Here is a 16,093-nt window from a genome sequence, read left to right on the forward strand (position 1 = left end):
CATGAACGTGCCAGTCAAGCTCAGCCTCTACGGTGCGCTGCTTGCAGCGGTCTTCGGCGCGGCGTTCTTCACCGCCCAGGTCGTCACGGAAGCCGACCGGGCCGACGGCTGGCGCCCACAGATTCACCAGACCTCCCAACCCGGCTCGACCGAGGCCCCGGTCCTCCCTGCCGAGCATTCAGAGGCCCCGCAGCACACGGAGAGTGAGCAATGAGCACAGCTACCGACATCGAGCTCCAGATCGGGGGCATGACCTGCGCGTCGTGCGCGATGCGCATCGAGAAGAAGCTCAACAAGCTCGAAGGCGTGAGCGCGAGCGTCAACTACGCCACTGAGAAAGCCCGCGTGCACGCGCCGGCGGGACTCGACCCGCAATCGCTCCTCGACGAGGTCGAGAAGACCGGCTACACGGCCGCACTCCCAGAGCCAGAGCATCCTGACGTCGAGGATTCGGCCACCGAGGCCGCAGACCCCGAACTCGTGAGCCTGCGTCAGCGTCTCATCGGCAGCATCGTGCTCGCTGTTCCCGTCATCGCCTTGGCCATGGTGCCTGCGCTGCAGTTCATGAACTGGCAGTGGGCGTCGCTGGCTCTGGCGGCACCGGTGATCGTCTGGGGCGCGTGGCCATTCCACCGGGCCGCGTGGCTGAACCTGCGCCACGGGAGCGCCACGATGGACACGCTCATCTCCGTCGGCACGATCGCCGCGTTCGCATGGTCGCTCTACGCCCTGTTCCTCGGCACGGCCGGCGAAGCGGGAATGAAGCATCCCTTCGAGTTCACGATTGCCCCCTCCGACGGAGCATCCAACATCTACCTTGAGGTGGCTGCCGGCGTCACGATGTTCGTGCTGGCCGGTCGCTACTTCGAAAAGCGCTCCAAACGGCAAGCTAGCGCCGCCTTGCGGGCGCTCCTCGAACTCGGCGCGAAAGACGTCGCCGTCCTTCGCCGGGGCATCGAGGCACGCATCCCCATCGGGGAGCTCATCGTCGGCGACGAATTCGTCGTCCGGCCGGGGGAGAAGGTCGCGACCGACGGCGTCGTCACGAGTGGACGCTCGGCGGTGGACGCCTCGATGCTCACGGGTGAGTCCGTCCCCGTCGAGGTCGTCGAAGGAGACAGGGTCGTCGGGGCCACGCTGAACGCGAGCGGACGACTCGTGGTGCGCGCCACGAGAGTCGGCGGCGACACGCAGCTCGCGCACATGGCCAAGCTCGTCGAGGACGCCCAGACCGGAAAGGCCGAGGTGCAGCGTCTCGCCGACCGAATCTCCGGCGTCTTCGTGCCCATCGTCATCGCGATCTCGGTGGCCACACTCGGCGCGTGGCTCGGTGCCGGGTTCCCGGCCTCGGCCGCCTTCACCGCGGCGGTCGCCGTGCTCATCATCGCCTGCCCCTGCGCGCTCGGTCTCGCGACTCCAACCGCGCTCCTCGTGGGAACTGGCCGTGGGGCGCAGCTGGGCATCCTCATCAAGGGCCCAGAGGTCCTCGAATCGACCCGCCGAGTCGACACGATCGTCGTCGACAAGACCGGCACGGTGACGAGCGGAAAGATGGCGCTCGCCGGCGTCTGGGTGGCGGATGGGGTCGAGCGGCAGCAGCTCCTGCATCTCGCGGGTGCGCTCGAAGCGGCCTCGGAGCATCCCATCGCTCGGGCGCTCGCGGCCGGCGCCGCGGCCGAGGTCGGTGCGCTGCCAGCGGTGGAGGACTTCCGGAACCACGAGGGCACGGGCGTGCAGGGCATCGTCGACGGTCACCTGGTGGTCGTCGGGCGCGAGCAGCTGCTCGCCGACTGGGGGATCTCGCTCGGCCAGGAGCTCGCGGAGCGCAAGAGTGATGCGGAGTCCCTCGGACAGACCACCGTCATCGTGGCCTGGGACGGCGAAGCTCGCGGAGTGCTCGCCGTCGCAGACACGATCAAGCCGACGAGCGCGCAGGCGATCGCCGAGCTGCGCCGACTCGGTCTCGAGCCGACGCTGCTCACCGGCGACAACTCGATCGTCGCCGGTCAGGTTGCGGCCGCCGTCGGCATCACCGACGTCATCGCGGGAGTCCTGCCCCAGGAGAAGGTCGGCGTGATCCGCCGCCTCCAGGAGGAAGGGCGCGTCGTCGCGATGGTCGGCGACGGCGTCAACGATGCCGCCGCGCTCGCGCAGGCCGACCTCGGCCTGGCCATGGGAACGGGCTCGGACATCGCCATCGAGGCAGCGGATATCACGCTGGTCCGCGACGACCTCCTGGCGGCCGCGGATGCCATCCGCCTCTCCCGACGTACGCTCGGCACCATCAAGGGCAATCTCTTCTGGGCCTTCGCGTACAACGTCGCGGCGATCCCGCTCGCGGCCCTCGGCATGCTCAACCCCATGCTGGCGGGAGCCGCCATGGCGTTCTCCAGCGTGTTCGTCGTCGGCAACAGTCTGCGACTGCGTGCCTTCCGAGGCCTGCAAAGCACCGGGACGTCTCCCGTTTCACACCCATGGAAGGCAGCATCATGAGCGAGACCACCGAGACGGGCGGCCACGCCCACCACGGCTACATCGAGGACAAGAGCAAGTACCTCACGCGCCTCAAGCGCATCGAAGGGCAGGCGCGAGGCATCCATCGCATGGTCGACGAGGAGCAGTACTGCATCGACATCCTCACGCAGATCTCGGCGATCACCTCCGCGCTCGAGAACGTGGCGCTCGGGCTGATGGACGACCACCTCAAGCACTGCGTCGCGGACGCCGTCAAGCTGGGCGGGGCCGAGGGGGAGCTGAAGCTCAAGGAAGCCTCTGACGCCATCGCGCGTCTCGTGCGCAGCTGAGTGCTCACTCCGATATCGGGTTGGCGACTTCTTCCCGAAACAGGTGCTCGGTAGAGTTGGCACCACCATGAGCGCTCAACAGGAAATCATCGCGGCCCTCGGCGTGAAGCCGGTCATCGACCCTGCCACGGAAGTGCGAGAGCGCGTCTCCTTCATGCGCGAGTACCTGCTTGCGACGGGCTCGCGTGGGCTTGTGCTCGGCATCAGCGGTGGCCAGGATTCCTCGCTGCTCGGCAAGCTCGCTCAGCTCGCGGTCGAGGAGGTGCGCGCAGCGGGTGGCGACGCGACGTTCGTCGCCGTGCGCCTCCCGCATGGCGTGCAGGCGGACGAGGACGATGCGCAGCTGGCCCTGGAGTTCATCCAGCCGGACGAGCGGATCACGTTCGACATCAAGCCGGCGACCGACGGCATGCAGCACGCATTCCTGGACGCGACCGGGCGTGCCATCACGGACTTCAACAAGGGCAACGCGAAGGCGCGCCAACGGATGATCGCGCAGTACGCGATCGCCGGTGAGCGTGGCTTCCTTGTGCTCGGCACCGACCACGCTGCCGAAGCAGTCACGGGGTTCTTTACGAAGTACGGAGACGGCGGAACTGACCTGAACCCGCTCGCGGGCCTGACGAAGAGCCAGGGGCGTCAGCTGCTGGAGGAACTCGGGGCACCTGAACGCCTGTCCGCGAAAGCGCCAACCGCTGACCTCCTGGACGAGACACCTGGGCAGACCGACGAGGCGAACCTCGGACTGAGCTACACGCAGATCGACACCTACCTGACCGGCGGCGACGTGGATGCGGAGACCGCCGATCGCATCGAGTCGCTGTACCGCAAGACCGAGCACAAGCGGCAGCTGCCCGTGCTCCCCACCGACACCTGGTGGCGCGGCTGACTCACGGCACGATGCCGTGAGTGAGCGCCGGCGAGCGTACGCGCGCCTTCACAGGTAGCGGAACGCGGTGACCGCCTCGGCGAAGTCCGAGAACTCGTCGAGCGTCAGGAAGGCCGTGGAGGTGCGGCTCATGCGGGTGGCCGCGTAGGCGACCCCCGAGCCGCGCTGGTGCTCTTCGACGTACCCGCGCACGGCACCGTTGGAACCCGTGACCCGCCACCGCGCTGCGTGCACCTGAGTCGCGGTGAGCCCAGCGAATCGCTGGGTGAACGGGCCAGTTCGGGGTGTGAGGGTCGGGGCGGAACCGGACTTGGTGAGGTGCGTCGTGGTCATGAGGGAAGGCTAGGAGCGACCACCGACATTCTCGGTGCTGGCTGAGTTCGCGCAGGGCTGAGCCGCGGAGCCAGCCACCGGCGTAGCCTTGTCGCATGACCGAATTCGTGCTTGCAGGTGGCTGCTTCTGGTGTCTCGACGCCGTGTACAGGAACGTCAAGGGTGTCAGCGACGTGATCTCTGGCTACACGGGTGGCGAGCACCCGAAGCCGGACTACGAACTCGTGTGCACCGGCACCACCGGGCATGCAGAGGCCGTGCGCGTCGTCTTCGACGAGAACGTGGTGCCCGCCGACGTGATCCTCGACATCTTCTTCACGCTGCACGACCCGCGACAGCTCAACCGGCAGGGCAACGACGTCGGAACGCAGTACCGTTCCGCGATGTACTACACCGACGAGGCGCAGCGCGAGCTCTTCGAAGCCGCCCGCGACCGCGCAGACGAGCTCTGGGGTGGCGGAATCGTCACCGAGATCTCCCCACTCGGCCAGTACTTCGACGCGGAGGATTACCACCAGGACTTCTTCGCGAAGAACCCGGGCCAGGGGTACTGCAATTTCGTGGCCGTGCCCAAGGTGAACAAGGTGCGCGCCAAGTTCACTCCCTACATGCTCTGACCTGCAGCGCCAGCCCGGACGGGCTCGGCACTGTGATGACACGGCGCCTGTGGACGGAACCCCGTCCACAGGCGCCGTCGTCGTCGGGAAGAACCGCCGCCCGCAGTCGCACACTGGTGCCGCGGTCCGGTGCGGAGCTCTCGGCACGGGCGCCGCGTCGGACCGCACCGCATCCAGACCAGGGGGAGAACATGCAAGACCACATCACGCTCATCGGGAATCTCGGCAGCAAGCCGGAGGTGAGGACAACCCCGAGTGGGCAGCACGTCGTGAACTTCAGCATCGCGACGAATTCGCGGCGCCTGAACCGCACGACCAACGTCTGGGAAGACGTGGATCCGAACTGGTACGACGTCGCGGCGTGGGGCGACCTCGCGACGCACGCCGCGAAGTCCCTCGACAAGGGGCAGCGCGTCATCGTCGTCGGCAAGCTCCGCATGCGGAAGTTCGAGACCCAGAACGGGTCTCGCACGAAGCATGAGGTGGTTGCGGATGCGCTGGGCCACGACCTCACGGCAGGTTCGTCGATCTTCGCCAAGCGCGAGCGAACTCCGCAGGAGAAGGGAGTGAGCGACCAGCAGCAGGGGTTCGGAGGGGCACGGAGCTTCGGCAGTCCGCAGAGCGAGGCTCCGCCGGACGACGAAGACGCCCAGGGCCCACCGAGTGAGGCGGAATGGCACAAGCCTTCCGTCGCCGATGAGGGGGCATACCCGACGCCCTTCTAGGAGCCGCGGCCACCTACACTGGTGACCGCCCCATCCGAGAAAGGTCCCGAATGCGCAGCTCCCGTCTCTTCGCCCCAGTGGCTCTGGTGGCGGCGCTGGCGCTCGCGGGCTGCTCATCGGAAGAGGCGCAACCCCCTGCGGAGACGACCGCCGCGGCCGAGCCCACGCAGGCGGCGCCGGCGGCGTTCGTGCCAGGCGGGACGGCGAGCGACAACAAGCCGATCTTCGATGAGACCAACCTGCAGACGATCGCGACGAACGGCTCAGCGAGTTCCGTGGAGTTCGTCGACGCGCTGTCTGGAATCGGCTTCGACAAGGCGGCCATGGAGGTCACCTTCGACCGCACGAACGTCGACCTCGAGGCCGACTACATCATCGTCTCGGTGAAGATCGGCGAGGAGTGCCTTGTGGGCCAGCGCGGCCCGCGGGGCTACACCTCGGACATCGTCGCGCCCGTCAGCACCGGAAAATGCCTCATCGGGCTCACCCAGCCCATCACCTGGTAGCGAAGCTCCGCGCGCTGCCAGCCAACCAACTCCTAGACTGGAACCCATGGCCGAGTACATTTACCAGATGATCCGCGCCCGCAAGGCGGTCGGAGACAAGCTCATTCTCGACGACGTGACGATGTCGTTCCTCCCAGGCGCCAAGATCGGCATGGTCGGCCCCAATGGGGCTGGTAAGTCGACGATCCTCAAGATCATGGCTGGCCTCGACACCCCATCGAACGGTGACGCGACCCTCACGCCTGGCTTCACGGTCGGCATCCTCATGCAGGAGCCGGAGCTCGACGAGACGAAGACGGTTCGCGAGAACGTCGAGCTCGGTGTCGCCGAGACGAAGGCGAAGCTCGACCGCTTCAACGAGATCTCCGCCCTGATGGCCGAACCAGACGCCGACTTCGACGCGCTCATGGAAGAGATGGGGACGCTCCAGGAGTACATCGACCACGTCGACGCCTGGGACCTCGACTCGCAGCTCGAGCAGGCGATGGACGCCCTCCGCCTCCCGCCGGGAGACGCCGACGTCAGCGTCCTCTCCGGAGGCGAGAAGCGCCGCGTCGCGCTTTGCAAGCTCCTCCTCGAGAAGCCCGACCTCCTGCTCCTCGACGAGCCCACGAACCACCTCGACGCCGAGAGCGTGCTCTGGCTCGAGCAGCACCTCCAGAAGTACCCTGGCGCAGTCATCGCCATCACGCACGACCGGTACTTCCTCGACCACGTCGCCCAGTGGATCGCAGAGATCGACCGCGGCCGCCTCCACGGCTACGAGGGCAACTACTCGAGCTACCTCGAGAAGAAGCAGGAGCGCCTCCAAGTCCAGGGCAAGAAGGACCAGAAGCTCGCGAAGCGCCTCGAAGAGGAACTCGCGTGGGTGCGCACCAACGCGAAGGGTCGTCAGGCCAAGTCGAAGGCCCGCCTCGCCCGATACGAGGAGATGGCTTCCGAGGCCGAGCGCACCAGGAAGCTCGACTTCGAAGAGATCCAGATCCCTGCAGGCCCGCGCCTCGGCAGCATCGTCCTCGAGGCGAACAAGCTCAAGAAGGGCTTCGGCGAGCGCGTGCTCATCGACGACCTCAGCTTCTCGCTGCCGCGGAACGGCATCGTCGGCATCATCGGCCCGAACGGTGTCGGAAAGACGACGCTCTTCAAGTCGATCGTCGGCTTCGAGGAGCTCGACGGTGGCGACCTGAAGATCGGCGAGACGGTCAAGCTCTCCTACGTCGACCAGTCGCGCGGCGGCATCGACCCCGAGAAGAACGTGTGGGAGGTCGTCTCCGACGGCTTCGACTACATGCAGGTCGGCAACGTCGAGATCCCGTCCCGCGCCTACGTCTCCACCTTCGGGTTCAAGGGCCCGGACCAGCAGAAGAAGGCGGGGGTGCTCTCCGGTGGTGAGCGCAACCGCCTCAACCTGGCGCTCACCCTCAAGCAGGGCGGCAACCTGCTGCTCCTCGACGAGCCCACGAACGACCTCGACGTCGAAACCTTGTCGAGCCTCGAGAACGCGCTGCTCGAGTACCCCGGCTGCGCCGTGGTCATCACGCACGACCGGTGGTTCCTCGACCGCATCGCCACGCACATCCTCGCCTACGAGGGCACCGAGGAAGACCCGAGCCGCTGGCACTGGTTCGAGGGCAACTTCGAAGGCTACGAGGAGAACAAGATCGAGCGCCTCGGCCCGGACGCCGCCAAGCCATCGCGCATGACCTACCGCAAGCTCACGAGGGACTAGTCCCAACAGGAACCCCGGGGCCGCACCATGCGGCCCCGGGGTTTCCTCGTCCCGTGCGCCGTCGAGCGCAGCCACCCACCCGCACACGACAAGGACCACCCCGCCGATGCGCTTCCACGTCCCCACGCTCCTCCGCTGGAGCGACCTCGACGCCTACAACCACGTCAACAACTCGCGCGTGCTGACACTGCTCGAGGAAGCCCGAGTGCGTGCGTTCTGGAACATCGGCGCCTCCAACGACGACGAGCGGCCACTCGCCATCATCGACGCAGCCGCCGAGGGAGGCGACACGCTCACGCTCATCGCGCGCAACGAGATCGAGTACCTCGCGCCCATCCCGTACTCCACGAAGCCACTGGACGTGCAGCTGTGGATCTCCAAGATGGGAGCGGCCAGCGCCGAGGTCGACTACGAGATCTGGAGCCCGGAGGAAAGCCAGCCAGAGGGCGCAGAACGGGTGCGGTACGTCATCGCATCCTCGACCCTCGTGTTCATCGACGCCGCCACGCAGCGCCCGCGCCGCATCAACGAGCGCGAGCGCGAGGCCTGGACCCCCTACCTCGACGAGCCGCTCACGTTCCGCGGCGGCCGCAGCAGCGACTGAACCCCCGGGCGCTCGCATGGAGGCTCATCCGCGCCGCGCCGCGCCGCGCCGCGCCGCGCACGCTAGCTGCGCTTTCGGCGCACCATGCCCTCCTGGGCGACCGTCGCCACAAGCGCGCCGTCCCGAGAGAACAGCTGCCCTCGCGAGAGCCCGCGGCCCCCGCGCGCGACGGGGGAGTCCTGGACGTACAGCAGCCACTCGTCAGCTCGCGCGTCCCGATGCCACCAGACGCCATGATCGAGGCTCGCCGCGCGAAGCCCCGGCGTCGACCAGGTCAGGCCGTGGCCGCGCATGATGGGCTCGAGGATCGAGTAGTCGCTCGCGTAGGCGATGGCGGCCCGATGCAGCATCGGATCGTCCGGCATGCGCTCCACCGCCTTGATCCACACCGCCTGCGCCGGCGTCGGGTCGCTGGCGGGCTCGAGATAGACGGGCCCGTCGACGTGCCGCATCGTGAACGGCCGCTTCAGCAGCCAGTACGCGGCCAGTGACTCCGGGGCGTCGTCGCCGAGTGTCGCCTTCACCGTCTCGAGCAGATCAGCCTCGCTCGGGAGGTCCTCCGGAGCCGGGATGCCGTCCGGCATGGTCACCTCGTGCTCGAAGCCCTCGTCGACATCCTGGAACGATGCGATCATCGACCAGATCGGCTGACCGCTCTGGAAGGCGCTCACAGCCCGGGTCGTGAACGAGTTGCCGTCGTGGATGCGGTCGACAGCAAAGGTGATGGGCAGCTTCACGTCACCCGGGCGCAGGAAGTAGCCGTGCATGGAATGCACCGGACGATCCGCCGCCACCGTCCGCGCGGCGGCGACCAGCGACTGCGCGGCCACCTGCCCGCCGAACACACGCCCGTGGGGCATCCATTGGCTCGGACCCGTGAAGATGTCGTCCCGAGTACGGGCACCGGTGTCGGTGAGGTCCAACGTGTGCAGGAACGCCTCGATGGGAGACAGCGCCTCGAGCGCATCGAACGACAACGGCGCAGGCTGGTGCTGAGCGGGCGAAAGCGAGGACGACTCGTGGAGCTGATCTGCCATCCCAGCAGTCTAGAGACCCGCCGCCGCAGGAGCGCTCGGGAAGAACTGGGTAGGTTAGATGGCAATGTCTCCCGTCCTCCGCATCCCCGATCTCCGTGCCGCCCGCGATCTCGAATCGTTCCTGGGTCGAGCCGGACGCATCGAAGACGGCGCGGTGAGGATCGTCGCCACTGGTTCGGTTGCGGCGTTCTGGGTTCCGGTGCTGCGGCCGCAGGGCATCCTGGACACCTCACCGCTGGTGCTCGGCGTGCGCGCGCTCCGCGCCGAGCTCCTCGGTGAAGCGGGCGACGACGCGCACGCGGGAGCGTTCGACGTGACCGTGCCGTTGCGAGCGCTCCTCGACCGTCTCGCCAGGCTGCGCGCACCGGGGGACGACGCGTCCGCAGACGAGACGGTCGGCTTCGACCTCTCGGTCCCGCCAGAGCGACTCCGCGAGTCGTGGGCAGGTATCGCAGCCCCCACCGGTGGCTGGAGCCTGACGGGTGTCCTGCCAGCGGCGACACTCATCGCAGCCGCAGACCAGGGCATCGCTGAGGTCGCCGAAGCAGTGCCCGGCAACCTCGGGACGGCGCTCGTCGAACGTGTCCGCACGGACGTGTGGACCCGCGTCATCGACGAGCCGAGCGGCCTCACGAGCGGCGCGGCCTTCGCCGCTCTCAGCCTCGGGTTCCTGCGCTCCGCTGATGACGCGCGCATCCTCACCGCCGGAGCGTGGCTGCGCCTCGAGACAACGCAGGGCAACGTGCTGCTGCGATCGAACCAGGCACGCTGAGCGCTGCCACCGCCCCGGAGCGAGTCTCTCGCTCCGCATCCGCGCACCCACGTGCGCCTCACCCCCGGAGGACCCCATGGACCGCAGCATCGACAGCCTCAAGACCGCGATCTTCGCGAGGAACGCGGGCGAACCGGAGTTCCATCAGGCGGTCACCGAAGTGCTCGACACGCTCGGCCCGGTGCTCGACCGCCACCCGGAGTACTTCGAGCTCGCGGTCATCCATCGACTGAGCGAACCGGAGCGGCAGATCATCTTCCGAGTGCCGTGGGTCGACGACAACGGTCACGTGCAGATCAACCGCGGCTACCGCGTCGAATTCAACTCTGCGCTCGGCCCGTACAAGGGCGGGCTCCGGTTCCACCCTTCGGTGAACCTCGGCATCATCAAGTTCCTCGGCTTCGAGCAGATCTTCAAGAACGCGCTCACGGGCATGCCGATCGGCGGTGGCAAGGGAGGCGCGGACTTCGACCCGCGGGGCCGGAGCGACCGCGAGATCATGGCGTTCTGCCAGTCCTTCATGTCGGAGCTGTACCGACACATCGGTGAGCACACCGACGTGCCAGCCGGAGACATCGGCGTCGGCGGCCGTGAGATCGGCTACCTCTTCGGCCAGTACAAGCGGCTCACCAACCGCTTCGAGGCAGGTGTGCTGACGGGGAAGGGCATGACCTGGGGTGGATCGCTGGTGCGCCCGGAGGCCACGGGCTATGGGACGGTGCTGTTCGCGCAGGAGATGCTCAAGGCGACCGGCGATGACCTCGACGGCAAGCGGGTTGCTGTCTCCGGCTCCGGGAACGTCGCCATCTTCGCGATGGAGAAGGCGATCGCGCTTGGCGCGACGGTCGTCTCCGCGAGCGACTCCTCCGGAGCGGTGTACGACCCGAATGGCATCGACGTCGAGGCCCTCAAGCAGCTGAAGCTCGTCGAGCGGAAGCGCGTGGGCGAGTACGTCGACCGTGTCGGCGGAAAGGCGCAGGCTCTCGCGAGCCCGGGTGCGATGTGGCACGTGCCAGTCGACATCGCCCTGCCGTGCGCGACGCAGAATGAACTCGACGGCGACGCGGCGGCAGCCCTGATCGCGAACGGTGTCCGCGTTGTCGCCGAGGGGGCGAACATGCCGTGCACGAAGGACGCCGCAGACCGGTTCCGCGCCGAGCCAGGGGTGCTGTTCGGCCCGGGCAAGGCGGCCAACGCTGGCGGTGTGGCGACAAGCGCGCTCGAGATGCAGCAGAACGCGCAGCGCGACTCCTGGTCGTTCGAGCACACGGAGGCGCGTCTCGCGGAGATCATGCGCGACATCCACACGCGCTGCAGCGAGACCGCGGAGGAGTACGGCAAGCCGGGCGACTACGTCCTCGGTGCGAACATCGCCGGCTTCTCGCGTGTCGTGGATGCGATGCTCGCGCAAGGCGTCGTCTGACCGACGACCAGGCAGACGTCGCAGCCGAGCTCAGGAGTCGGGCTCGGCTCCTGGGCTCGGCTCGAACGTGTTGACCATGGCGGTCGCGGCCCGGTCGAAGTAGTCGGTCATCTGCGCGCGGTGGATGGGGGAGAGCTCGAGCTGGTCCATGGCGGCGTGCATGTGCCGCAGCCAGTGCTCCCGAGCCTCCGGGTTGATGTGGAAGCCGTTGTGGCGCATCCGGAGCCGCGGGTGCCCGCGCTGAGCGCTGTACTCGCTCGGCCCGCCGAAGTACTGGGCGAGGAAGTGGCCGAGGCGCCACGTGGCACCCTCGAGGTCGTCCTGCGGGTACATGCGCCACATCAGCGGGTCCTCGCGGACGCCCTCGTAGAAGGCTGCGGCGAGCCTGTCGAACGCGGGCATGCCGCCGATCTCGTCGTAGAGGGTCGGCACGGCCGACGCGCCGCCGTCGGATCCGCGGAGGTGGATGGGGATGTTCGACATCAGGCGGTGCCTCCCGGGGTCGGCTGTCCGTCGGCCCCGTCAAGCACGATGGCCTTCAGCGAGGGCAGGTTGATGTCGGCCGACTTGAGCGCGTCCTGCGTGCGGGCGCGGAGCTCGCGCTCCACTTCCCACCTGGTGCCGGGGCGGACGCGGATGGTGAGGCGGAGGACGACGGCGTCGGAGGAGATGGACTCCATACCCCACATCTCGGGGGTGCCGATGAAGTAGTCCATCCAGTCCGGGTCTTCCGTGAGCTCCTTCGCGGCGTGCAGCATGACACGTTCGACGTGCGCGCGCGACGTCTCGTAGGGCACGGCGAGGTCGAAGACGATGCGGTTCCAGCCCTGTGAGAAGCTGCCGACGCGTTGGATCTCGCCATTGCGCACGAACCAGAGCGTGCCCTCGACGTCGCGGATCTGGGTGATGCGCACGCCCACCTTCTCGACGACGCCAGTGGCTTCCCCCATGTCGATGACGTCGCCGACCCCGAGCTGGTCCTCCATGACCATGAACAGGCCGTTGAGGACGTCGCCAACGATGCGCTGCGCACCGAAACCGAGACCTGCGCCGACCGCCGCGCTCAGGATCGACAGCGAGGCGAGGATGCCCGGGTCGATCTTCGCGATGATCATGACGATGAGGATGACGACCACGACGACGTTGACGATGTTCGTCAGCACGGAGCCGATGGTGCGAGTGCGCTGCACGGTGCGGACGGCAGCCAGCGGGGATCGGACCGAGAGCGCCTGCGTGTCAGTCACGCCGCGCTTCTTCTTGACGCCGCTCACGATCTGCTTCACGGAGCGGTCGATGAGCTTCAGCAGGATCCATCGGAAGACGAAGGCCCCGAGGATGTAGAAGACGATCGTGATGGGAACGTCGAAGGGGGCGAGCGCGGTCGTGAGGGAAGTCCAGAATTCTGCCATAGCGCATCGAGTGTAGGCGGATGCGCCTCTCCGTCTCGTGTGAGCGGCGTGCGAGGAATAGGCGAGTCGCGCATCCTGTTGCCCTCCGTATGAGCCTCAACGTGAACGACATCGAAGTCACCACCATCGACGGCGAGGCCAGGAAGCTCGCGGCGTATGAACCCGTGAAGCTCGTGGTGAACGTCGCCTCCAAGTGCGGCCTCTCCGGGCAGTACGAGAAGCTGGAGGAGCTGCAGCGTCAGTACGGCCCGCAGGGGTTCACGGTGCTCGGCTTCCCGAGCAACCAGTTCCTGCAGGAGTACTCGGACACCTCGAAGATCAAGGAGTACTGCTCGCTCACGTGGGGCGTCAGCTTCCCCATGTTCGAGAAGGTCAAGGTCAACGGCCGGTCCCAGCACCCGCTCTATGCGGAGTTGACGAAGACACCGGATGCGAACGGCAAGGCCGGCCGCGTCAGCTGGAACTTCGAGAAGTTCCTGATCGCCCGCGACGGCACGGTGACGCGGTTCCGCCCGACGACGGAGCCCGATGCGCCTGAGGTCGTGGCGGCGATCGAGGCTGCGCTCGCCGAGTAGGCAGCCGACACCGAACGCAGAAGAGGTCGCTTCCCAGCTGGGAAGCGACCTCTTCTTCGTGCACGTGACTATTCGGGCTGCGCGTCGCGCTCCTGGGCGGCGAGGGCCCGGACGACGCCGGCGCGCCCTTCGATGATCATGCGGCGGAACGCGGGGGCCGCGGCCTCGTTGTTCGCCAGCCACTCGTCGGCGGCGTCACGGATGCGCGCCGTCGCGAGACCCGCGGGGAAGAAGCCCTCGATGAGCGTCTCGGCGATCTGGAAGCTGCGGTCGGCCCAGATCGTCGAGATGTGACCGAAGTACCGGTCGACGAAGGGCTCGAGGAGCGCCTCGTCGTTGACCCGGTCGAAGCCCGCGACGGTGGCCCGCACGATGGCGTTGGTCGCGTCCGAGCGGTCCATGACGGATGCCCAGGCTGCTTCCTTGCCCTCGGGGGTCGGGAGTGCCGCGCGTGCGTGTGCAGCGCTGCGCTCCCCGTCGGCTGTGCGGTCGGTCTCGAGACGAGCCGCGATCTCGGCCTCGCCGGCGCGACCGCCGGCGACGAGCGCGTAGAGGAGCTCCCAGCCGAGATCGGTGTCGATCTCGAGTCCCTCGAGCGCGAACGTGCCGTCGAAGAGTGCGGCGACGGCGTCGAGCTGCGGGCCGGTCGCGGCGAGCGAGGCGAACGCCTTCACGAAGCTGAACTGCGCATCCGAGCCCGCCTCCGCCTGCTTCGCGAGCTCGAAGAGCTCATCGGTGACGACCTCCACGATTTCAGCGCGGTCTTCCGGAGCCGTGTAGAACTTCGCGGCCGAGATGAGCTGGCCGAGCACCGTGCGACGCGTCGTCGACTCGGTCTCGGTGCCGATGACGCCGAGGACGGCGCGGATGAAGTCGCGTGCCCGCAGCTCCGCATCCCTCGTCGCGTCCCACAGCGAGCTGACGACCAGCGAACGTGAGAGCGGCGCGCGCAGCTTGGGCAGGTCCTGCTGCACGGTCGTGACCGAGTGCGCGTCGAGACGGATCTTGGCGTACGCGAGGTCGTCGTCGTTCACGATGATCAGGTCGGGGAGGGCTCCGCCGACGAAGCTCGGGACCTCGGTGCGCTCGCCGTCCACGTCCAGCTCGAAGCGGTGGATGCGGACGAGCTCGTCACCCTGCACGTTGTAGAGCCCGATGGCGAGGCGGTGCGGGCGGATCGTGGGGTGCTCGGCGGTCGCGGTCTGCTCGATCGCGAACGACGTGAAGTTGCCGTTCTCATCGAGCTCGTAGACGGGGCGCAACGTGTTGACGCCCGCCGTCTCGAGCCACTTGGCGCTCCACTCGGTGAGGTCGCGGCCGCTCGTGACCTCGAGCTCGGCGAGGAGGTCGCGCAGCTCGGTGTTGCCCCACGCGTGCTTCGAGAAGTACGCGTTGATGCCGGCGAAGAAGGCGTCCCGGCCGACCCAGGCGAAGAGCTGCTTGAGGACCGAGCCGCCCTTGGCGTACGTGATGCCGTCGAAGTTGACCTGCACGTCGTCGAGGTCGCGGATCTCGGCGACGATCGGGTGCGTGGAGGGCAGCTGGTCCTGGCGGTACGCCCACGACTTCTCGCTGGCGTTGAAGGTGACCCAGTTCTCGGTCCACTCCGTCGCCTCAGCGGTCGCGAGGGTCGAGATGAACTCCGCGAACGACTCGTTGAGCCACAGGTCGTTCCACCACTTCATGGTGACGAGGTCGCCGAACCACATGTGGGCCAGCTCGTGGAGGATCGTGACGACACGGCGCTCGCGCACCGCATCCGCCACCTTCGAGCGGAACACGTAGGTCTCAGTGAACGTGACGCAGCCCGCGTTCTCCATGGCGCCAGCGTTGAACTCGGGCACGAAGAGCTGGTCGTACTTCGTGAACGGGTACGGGACCCCGAAGGCCTTCTCGTAGTACTCGAAGCCCTGCTTCGTGGTGCGGAAGATGTTGTCGGCGTCGAGGTTCGGCGCAAGCGACGTGCGGCAGTAGACGGCGAGGGGGATCGTGCGGCCGTCGATGGACGTGAGCTCGTCGCGCACCACCGTGTACGGGCCCGCGACGAGCGCGGTGATGTAGCTGGAGATGCGGGGCGTGGTGCCGAAGTGCCAGACGGCGCGCCCATCATCGATGGGCTGGGGCGCCTGCGATGGCTCGTTGGAGATGACCTGCCACGCGGCGGGCGCGGTCACATGGAAGGTGAAGTTCGCCTTCAGGTCGGGCTGCTCGAACACCGCGAACATGCGGCGGGAGTCTGGTACCTCGAACTGCGAGTACAGGTACACCTCGCCGTCGGCAGGGTCGACGAAGCGGTGCAGCCCCTCGCCCGTGTGCATGTAGATCGCGTCGGCGTCGATGGTCAGCGTGTTGCGCTCGGCCAGATTCGGGAGCTGGATGCGCACCCCGTCGTTCACGGCCGCCACGTCGAGCGCCTCGCCGTTGAGCACGACGCTGTGCACCTGGCGGGTGATGGCATCGATGAACGTGGACGCGCCGGGAACCGCGGAGAACGTCACCGTCGTGATCGAACGGAACGTCTCAGGACCCGTCGTGAGGTCGAGTGCGACGTCGTAGTGCTCGACACCGAGCACAACTCCTCGACGCTCGACCGACTCAGCGCGAGTCAGGTTCTCTCCGGGCATTCCAGCTCCTTCGGGGTCAGGGGGCCCGGGTATTCCGGGCTTGCGG

At 67.6% G+C, this 16,093-nt stretch carries 17 protein-coding genes; 12 read left to right on the plus strand and 5 right to left on the minus strand.

Going from position 1 to position 16,093, the window contains the following annotated elements; all coding sequences use genetic code 11:
* The first annotated feature begins 1 nt into the window (after position 1).
* From C5B97_RS07015 to nadE, 4 genes are all read left to right on the plus strand, one after another.
* A complete protein-coding gene (locus C5B97_RS07015) occupies positions 2-214 on the plus strand; it encodes a hypothetical protein (protein ID WP_104311401.1) in 213 nt (70 codons plus the stop codon).
* Complete coding sequence (locus C5B97_RS07020; protein WP_181026936.1) at positions 211-2,493, plus strand: cation-translocating P-type ATPase; 2,283 nt, start codon at positions 211-213, stop codon at positions 2,491-2,493. Before C5B97_RS07015 ends, C5B97_RS07020 begins: the two co-directional genes overlap by 4 nt.
* Entirely contained in the window at positions 2,490-2,804 is a 315-nt protein-coding gene (locus tag C5B97_RS07025) for a metal-sensitive transcriptional regulator (RefSeq protein WP_181026937.1), read from the plus strand. The genes C5B97_RS07020 and C5B97_RS07025 overlap by 4 nt, the downstream gene beginning before the upstream one ends.
* Before the next feature lie 67 nt (positions 2,805-2,871).
* Positions 2,872-3,693 (plus strand): ammonia-dependent NAD(+) synthetase, encoded by an 822-nt coding sequence (gene nadE / locus C5B97_RS07030; RefSeq protein WP_104311403.1) that lies wholly within the window; start codon positions 2,872-2,874, stop codon positions 3,691-3,693.
* A gap of 48 nt (positions 3,694-3,741) precedes the next feature.
* Here nadE and C5B97_RS07035 read toward each other — a convergent pair whose 3' ends face one another.
* Complete coding sequence (locus C5B97_RS07035; RefSeq protein ID WP_104311404.1) at positions 3,742-4,026, minus strand: hypothetical protein; 285 nt, start codon at positions 4,024-4,026, stop codon at positions 3,742-3,744.
* A gap of 95 nt (positions 4,027-4,121) precedes the next feature.
* Between C5B97_RS07035 and msrA the strand changes: the two genes are divergently transcribed.
* The 5 genes from msrA to C5B97_RS07060 all read left to right on the plus strand — a co-directional run bounded on the left by msrA (position 4,122) and on the right by C5B97_RS07060 (position 8,207).
* Complete coding sequence (gene msrA, locus C5B97_RS07040) at positions 4,122-4,643, plus strand: peptide-methionine (S)-S-oxide reductase MsrA (protein WP_104311405.1); 522 nt, start codon at positions 4,122-4,124, stop codon at positions 4,641-4,643.
* Between the two features lie 191 nt (positions 4,644-4,834).
* The gene (locus tag C5B97_RS07045) at positions 4,835-5,368 is read left to right on the plus strand and encodes a single-stranded DNA-binding protein (protein ID WP_179557473.1); all 534 of its coding nucleotides are present in this window, start codon (positions 4,835-4,837) and stop codon (positions 5,366-5,368) included.
* A gap of 50 nt (positions 5,369-5,418) precedes the next feature.
* Positions 5,419-5,874: a hypothetical protein gene (locus C5B97_RS07050; RefSeq protein ID WP_104311407.1), complete on the plus strand. Its 456-nt coding sequence runs from the start codon at positions 5,419-5,421 to the stop codon at positions 5,872-5,874.
* Positions 5,875-5,920: 46 nt separating this feature from the next.
* The gene (gene ettA / locus C5B97_RS07055) at positions 5,921-7,603 is read left to right on the plus strand and encodes an energy-dependent translational throttle protein EttA (RefSeq protein WP_104253131.1); all 1,683 of its coding nucleotides are present in this window, start codon (positions 5,921-5,923) and stop codon (positions 7,601-7,603) included.
* Positions 7,604-7,709: 106 nt separating this feature from the next.
* A complete protein-coding gene (locus tag C5B97_RS07060; protein WP_104311408.1) occupies positions 7,710-8,207 on the plus strand; it encodes a thioesterase family protein in 498 nt (165 codons plus the stop codon).
* A gap of 62 nt (positions 8,208-8,269) precedes the next feature.
* On the opposite strand, the gene C5B97_RS07065 is transcribed toward C5B97_RS07060, so the two are convergent.
* Positions 8,270-9,244 (minus strand): acyl-CoA thioesterase II, encoded by a 975-nt coding sequence (locus C5B97_RS07065; protein WP_104311409.1) that lies wholly within the window; start codon positions 9,242-9,244, stop codon positions 8,270-8,272.
* 64 nt (positions 9,245-9,308) lie between these two features.
* On the opposite strand from C5B97_RS07065, the gene C5B97_RS07070 reads away from it, so the two are divergent.
* Positions 9,309-10,016, plus strand: coding sequence for a hypothetical protein (locus tag C5B97_RS07070; RefSeq protein ID WP_104311410.1), 708 nt, complete (start codon positions 9,309-9,311; stop codon positions 10,014-10,016).
* 76 nt (positions 10,017-10,092) lie between these two features.
* Positions 10,093-11,439, plus strand: coding sequence for an NADP-specific glutamate dehydrogenase (gdhA, locus tag C5B97_RS07075; protein WP_104311411.1), 1,347 nt, complete (start codon positions 10,093-10,095; stop codon positions 11,437-11,439).
* 30 nt (positions 11,440-11,469) lie between these two features.
* Here the strand turns inward: gdhA and C5B97_RS07080 are convergent, their stop codons facing one another.
* The gene (locus C5B97_RS07080; protein ID WP_104311412.1) at positions 11,470-11,922 is read right to left on the minus strand and encodes a globin; all 453 of its coding nucleotides are present in this window, start codon (positions 11,920-11,922) and stop codon (positions 11,470-11,472) included.
* Entirely contained in the window at positions 11,922-12,848 is a 927-nt protein-coding gene (locus C5B97_RS07085) for a mechanosensitive ion channel family protein (protein ID WP_104311413.1), read from the minus strand. Before C5B97_RS07085 ends, C5B97_RS07080 begins: the two co-directional genes overlap by 1 nt.
* Before the next feature lie 89 nt (positions 12,849-12,937).
* On the opposite strand from C5B97_RS07085, the gene C5B97_RS07090 reads away from it, so the two are divergent.
* The gene (locus C5B97_RS07090) at positions 12,938-13,423 is read left to right on the plus strand and encodes a glutathione peroxidase (RefSeq protein WP_104311414.1); all 486 of its coding nucleotides are present in this window, start codon (positions 12,938-12,940) and stop codon (positions 13,421-13,423) included.
* Between the two features lie 68 nt (positions 13,424-13,491).
* Here C5B97_RS07090 and pepN read toward each other — a convergent pair whose 3' ends face one another.
* Entirely contained in the window at positions 13,492-16,047 is a 2,556-nt protein-coding gene (gene pepN / locus C5B97_RS07095; RefSeq protein WP_104311415.1) for an aminopeptidase N, read from the minus strand.
* Between the last annotated feature and the right edge of the window lie 46 nt (positions 16,048-16,093).

This window comes from Pseudoclavibacter sp. RFBB5, from assembly GCF_002931555.1.
Classification (GTDB): Bacteria; Actinomycetota; Actinomycetes; order Actinomycetales; family Microbacteriaceae; genus Pseudoclavibacter.

Coding starts and splice junctions, on each gene's coding strand:
- C5B97_RS07015 (WP_104311401.1), top strand. CDS start 2: ATGAACGTGCCAGTCAAGCTCAGCCTCTACGGTGCGCTGCTTGCAGCG.
- C5B97_RS07020 (WP_181026936.1), top strand. CDS start 211: ATGAGCACAGCTACCGACATCGAGCTCCAGATCGGGGGCATGACCTGC.
- C5B97_RS07025 (WP_181026937.1), top strand. CDS start 2,490: ATGAGCGAGACCACCGAGACGGGCGGCCACGCCCACCACGGCTACATC.
- nadE (WP_104311403.1), top strand. CDS start 2,872: ATGAGCGCTCAACAGGAAATCATCGCGGCCCTCGGCGTGAAGCCGGTC.
- C5B97_RS07035 (WP_104311404.1), bottom strand. CDS start 4,026: ATGACCACGACGCACCTCACCAAGTCCGGTTCCGCCCCGACCCTCACA.
- msrA (WP_104311405.1), top strand. CDS start 4,122: ATGACCGAATTCGTGCTTGCAGGTGGCTGCTTCTGGTGTCTCGACGCC.
- C5B97_RS07045 (WP_179557473.1), top strand. CDS start 4,835: ATGCAAGACCACATCACGCTCATCGGGAATCTCGGCAGCAAGCCGGAG.
- C5B97_RS07050 (WP_104311407.1), top strand. CDS start 5,419: ATGCGCAGCTCCCGTCTCTTCGCCCCAGTGGCTCTGGTGGCGGCGCTG.
- ettA (WP_104253131.1), top strand. CDS start 5,921: ATGGCCGAGTACATTTACCAGATGATCCGCGCCCGCAAGGCGGTCGGA.
- C5B97_RS07060 (WP_104311408.1), top strand. CDS start 7,710: ATGCGCTTCCACGTCCCCACGCTCCTCCGCTGGAGCGACCTCGACGCC.
- C5B97_RS07065 (WP_104311409.1), bottom strand. CDS start 9,244: ATGGCAGATCAGCTCCACGAGTCGTCCTCGCTTTCGCCCGCTCAGCAC.
- C5B97_RS07070 (WP_104311410.1), top strand. CDS start 9,309: ATGTCTCCCGTCCTCCGCATCCCCGATCTCCGTGCCGCCCGCGATCTC.
- gdhA (WP_104311411.1), top strand. CDS start 10,093: ATGGACCGCAGCATCGACAGCCTCAAGACCGCGATCTTCGCGAGGAAC.
- C5B97_RS07080 (WP_104311412.1), bottom strand. CDS start 11,922: ATGTCGAACATCCCCATCCACCTCCGCGGATCCGACGGCGGCGCGTCG.
- C5B97_RS07085 (WP_104311413.1), bottom strand. CDS start 12,848: ATGGCAGAATTCTGGACTTCCCTCACGACCGCGCTCGCCCCCTTCGAC.
- C5B97_RS07090 (WP_104311414.1), top strand. CDS start 12,938: ATGAGCCTCAACGTGAACGACATCGAAGTCACCACCATCGACGGCGAG.
- pepN (WP_104311415.1), bottom strand. CDS start 16,047: ATGCCCGGAGAGAACCTGACTCGCGCTGAGTCGGTCGAGCGTCGAGGA.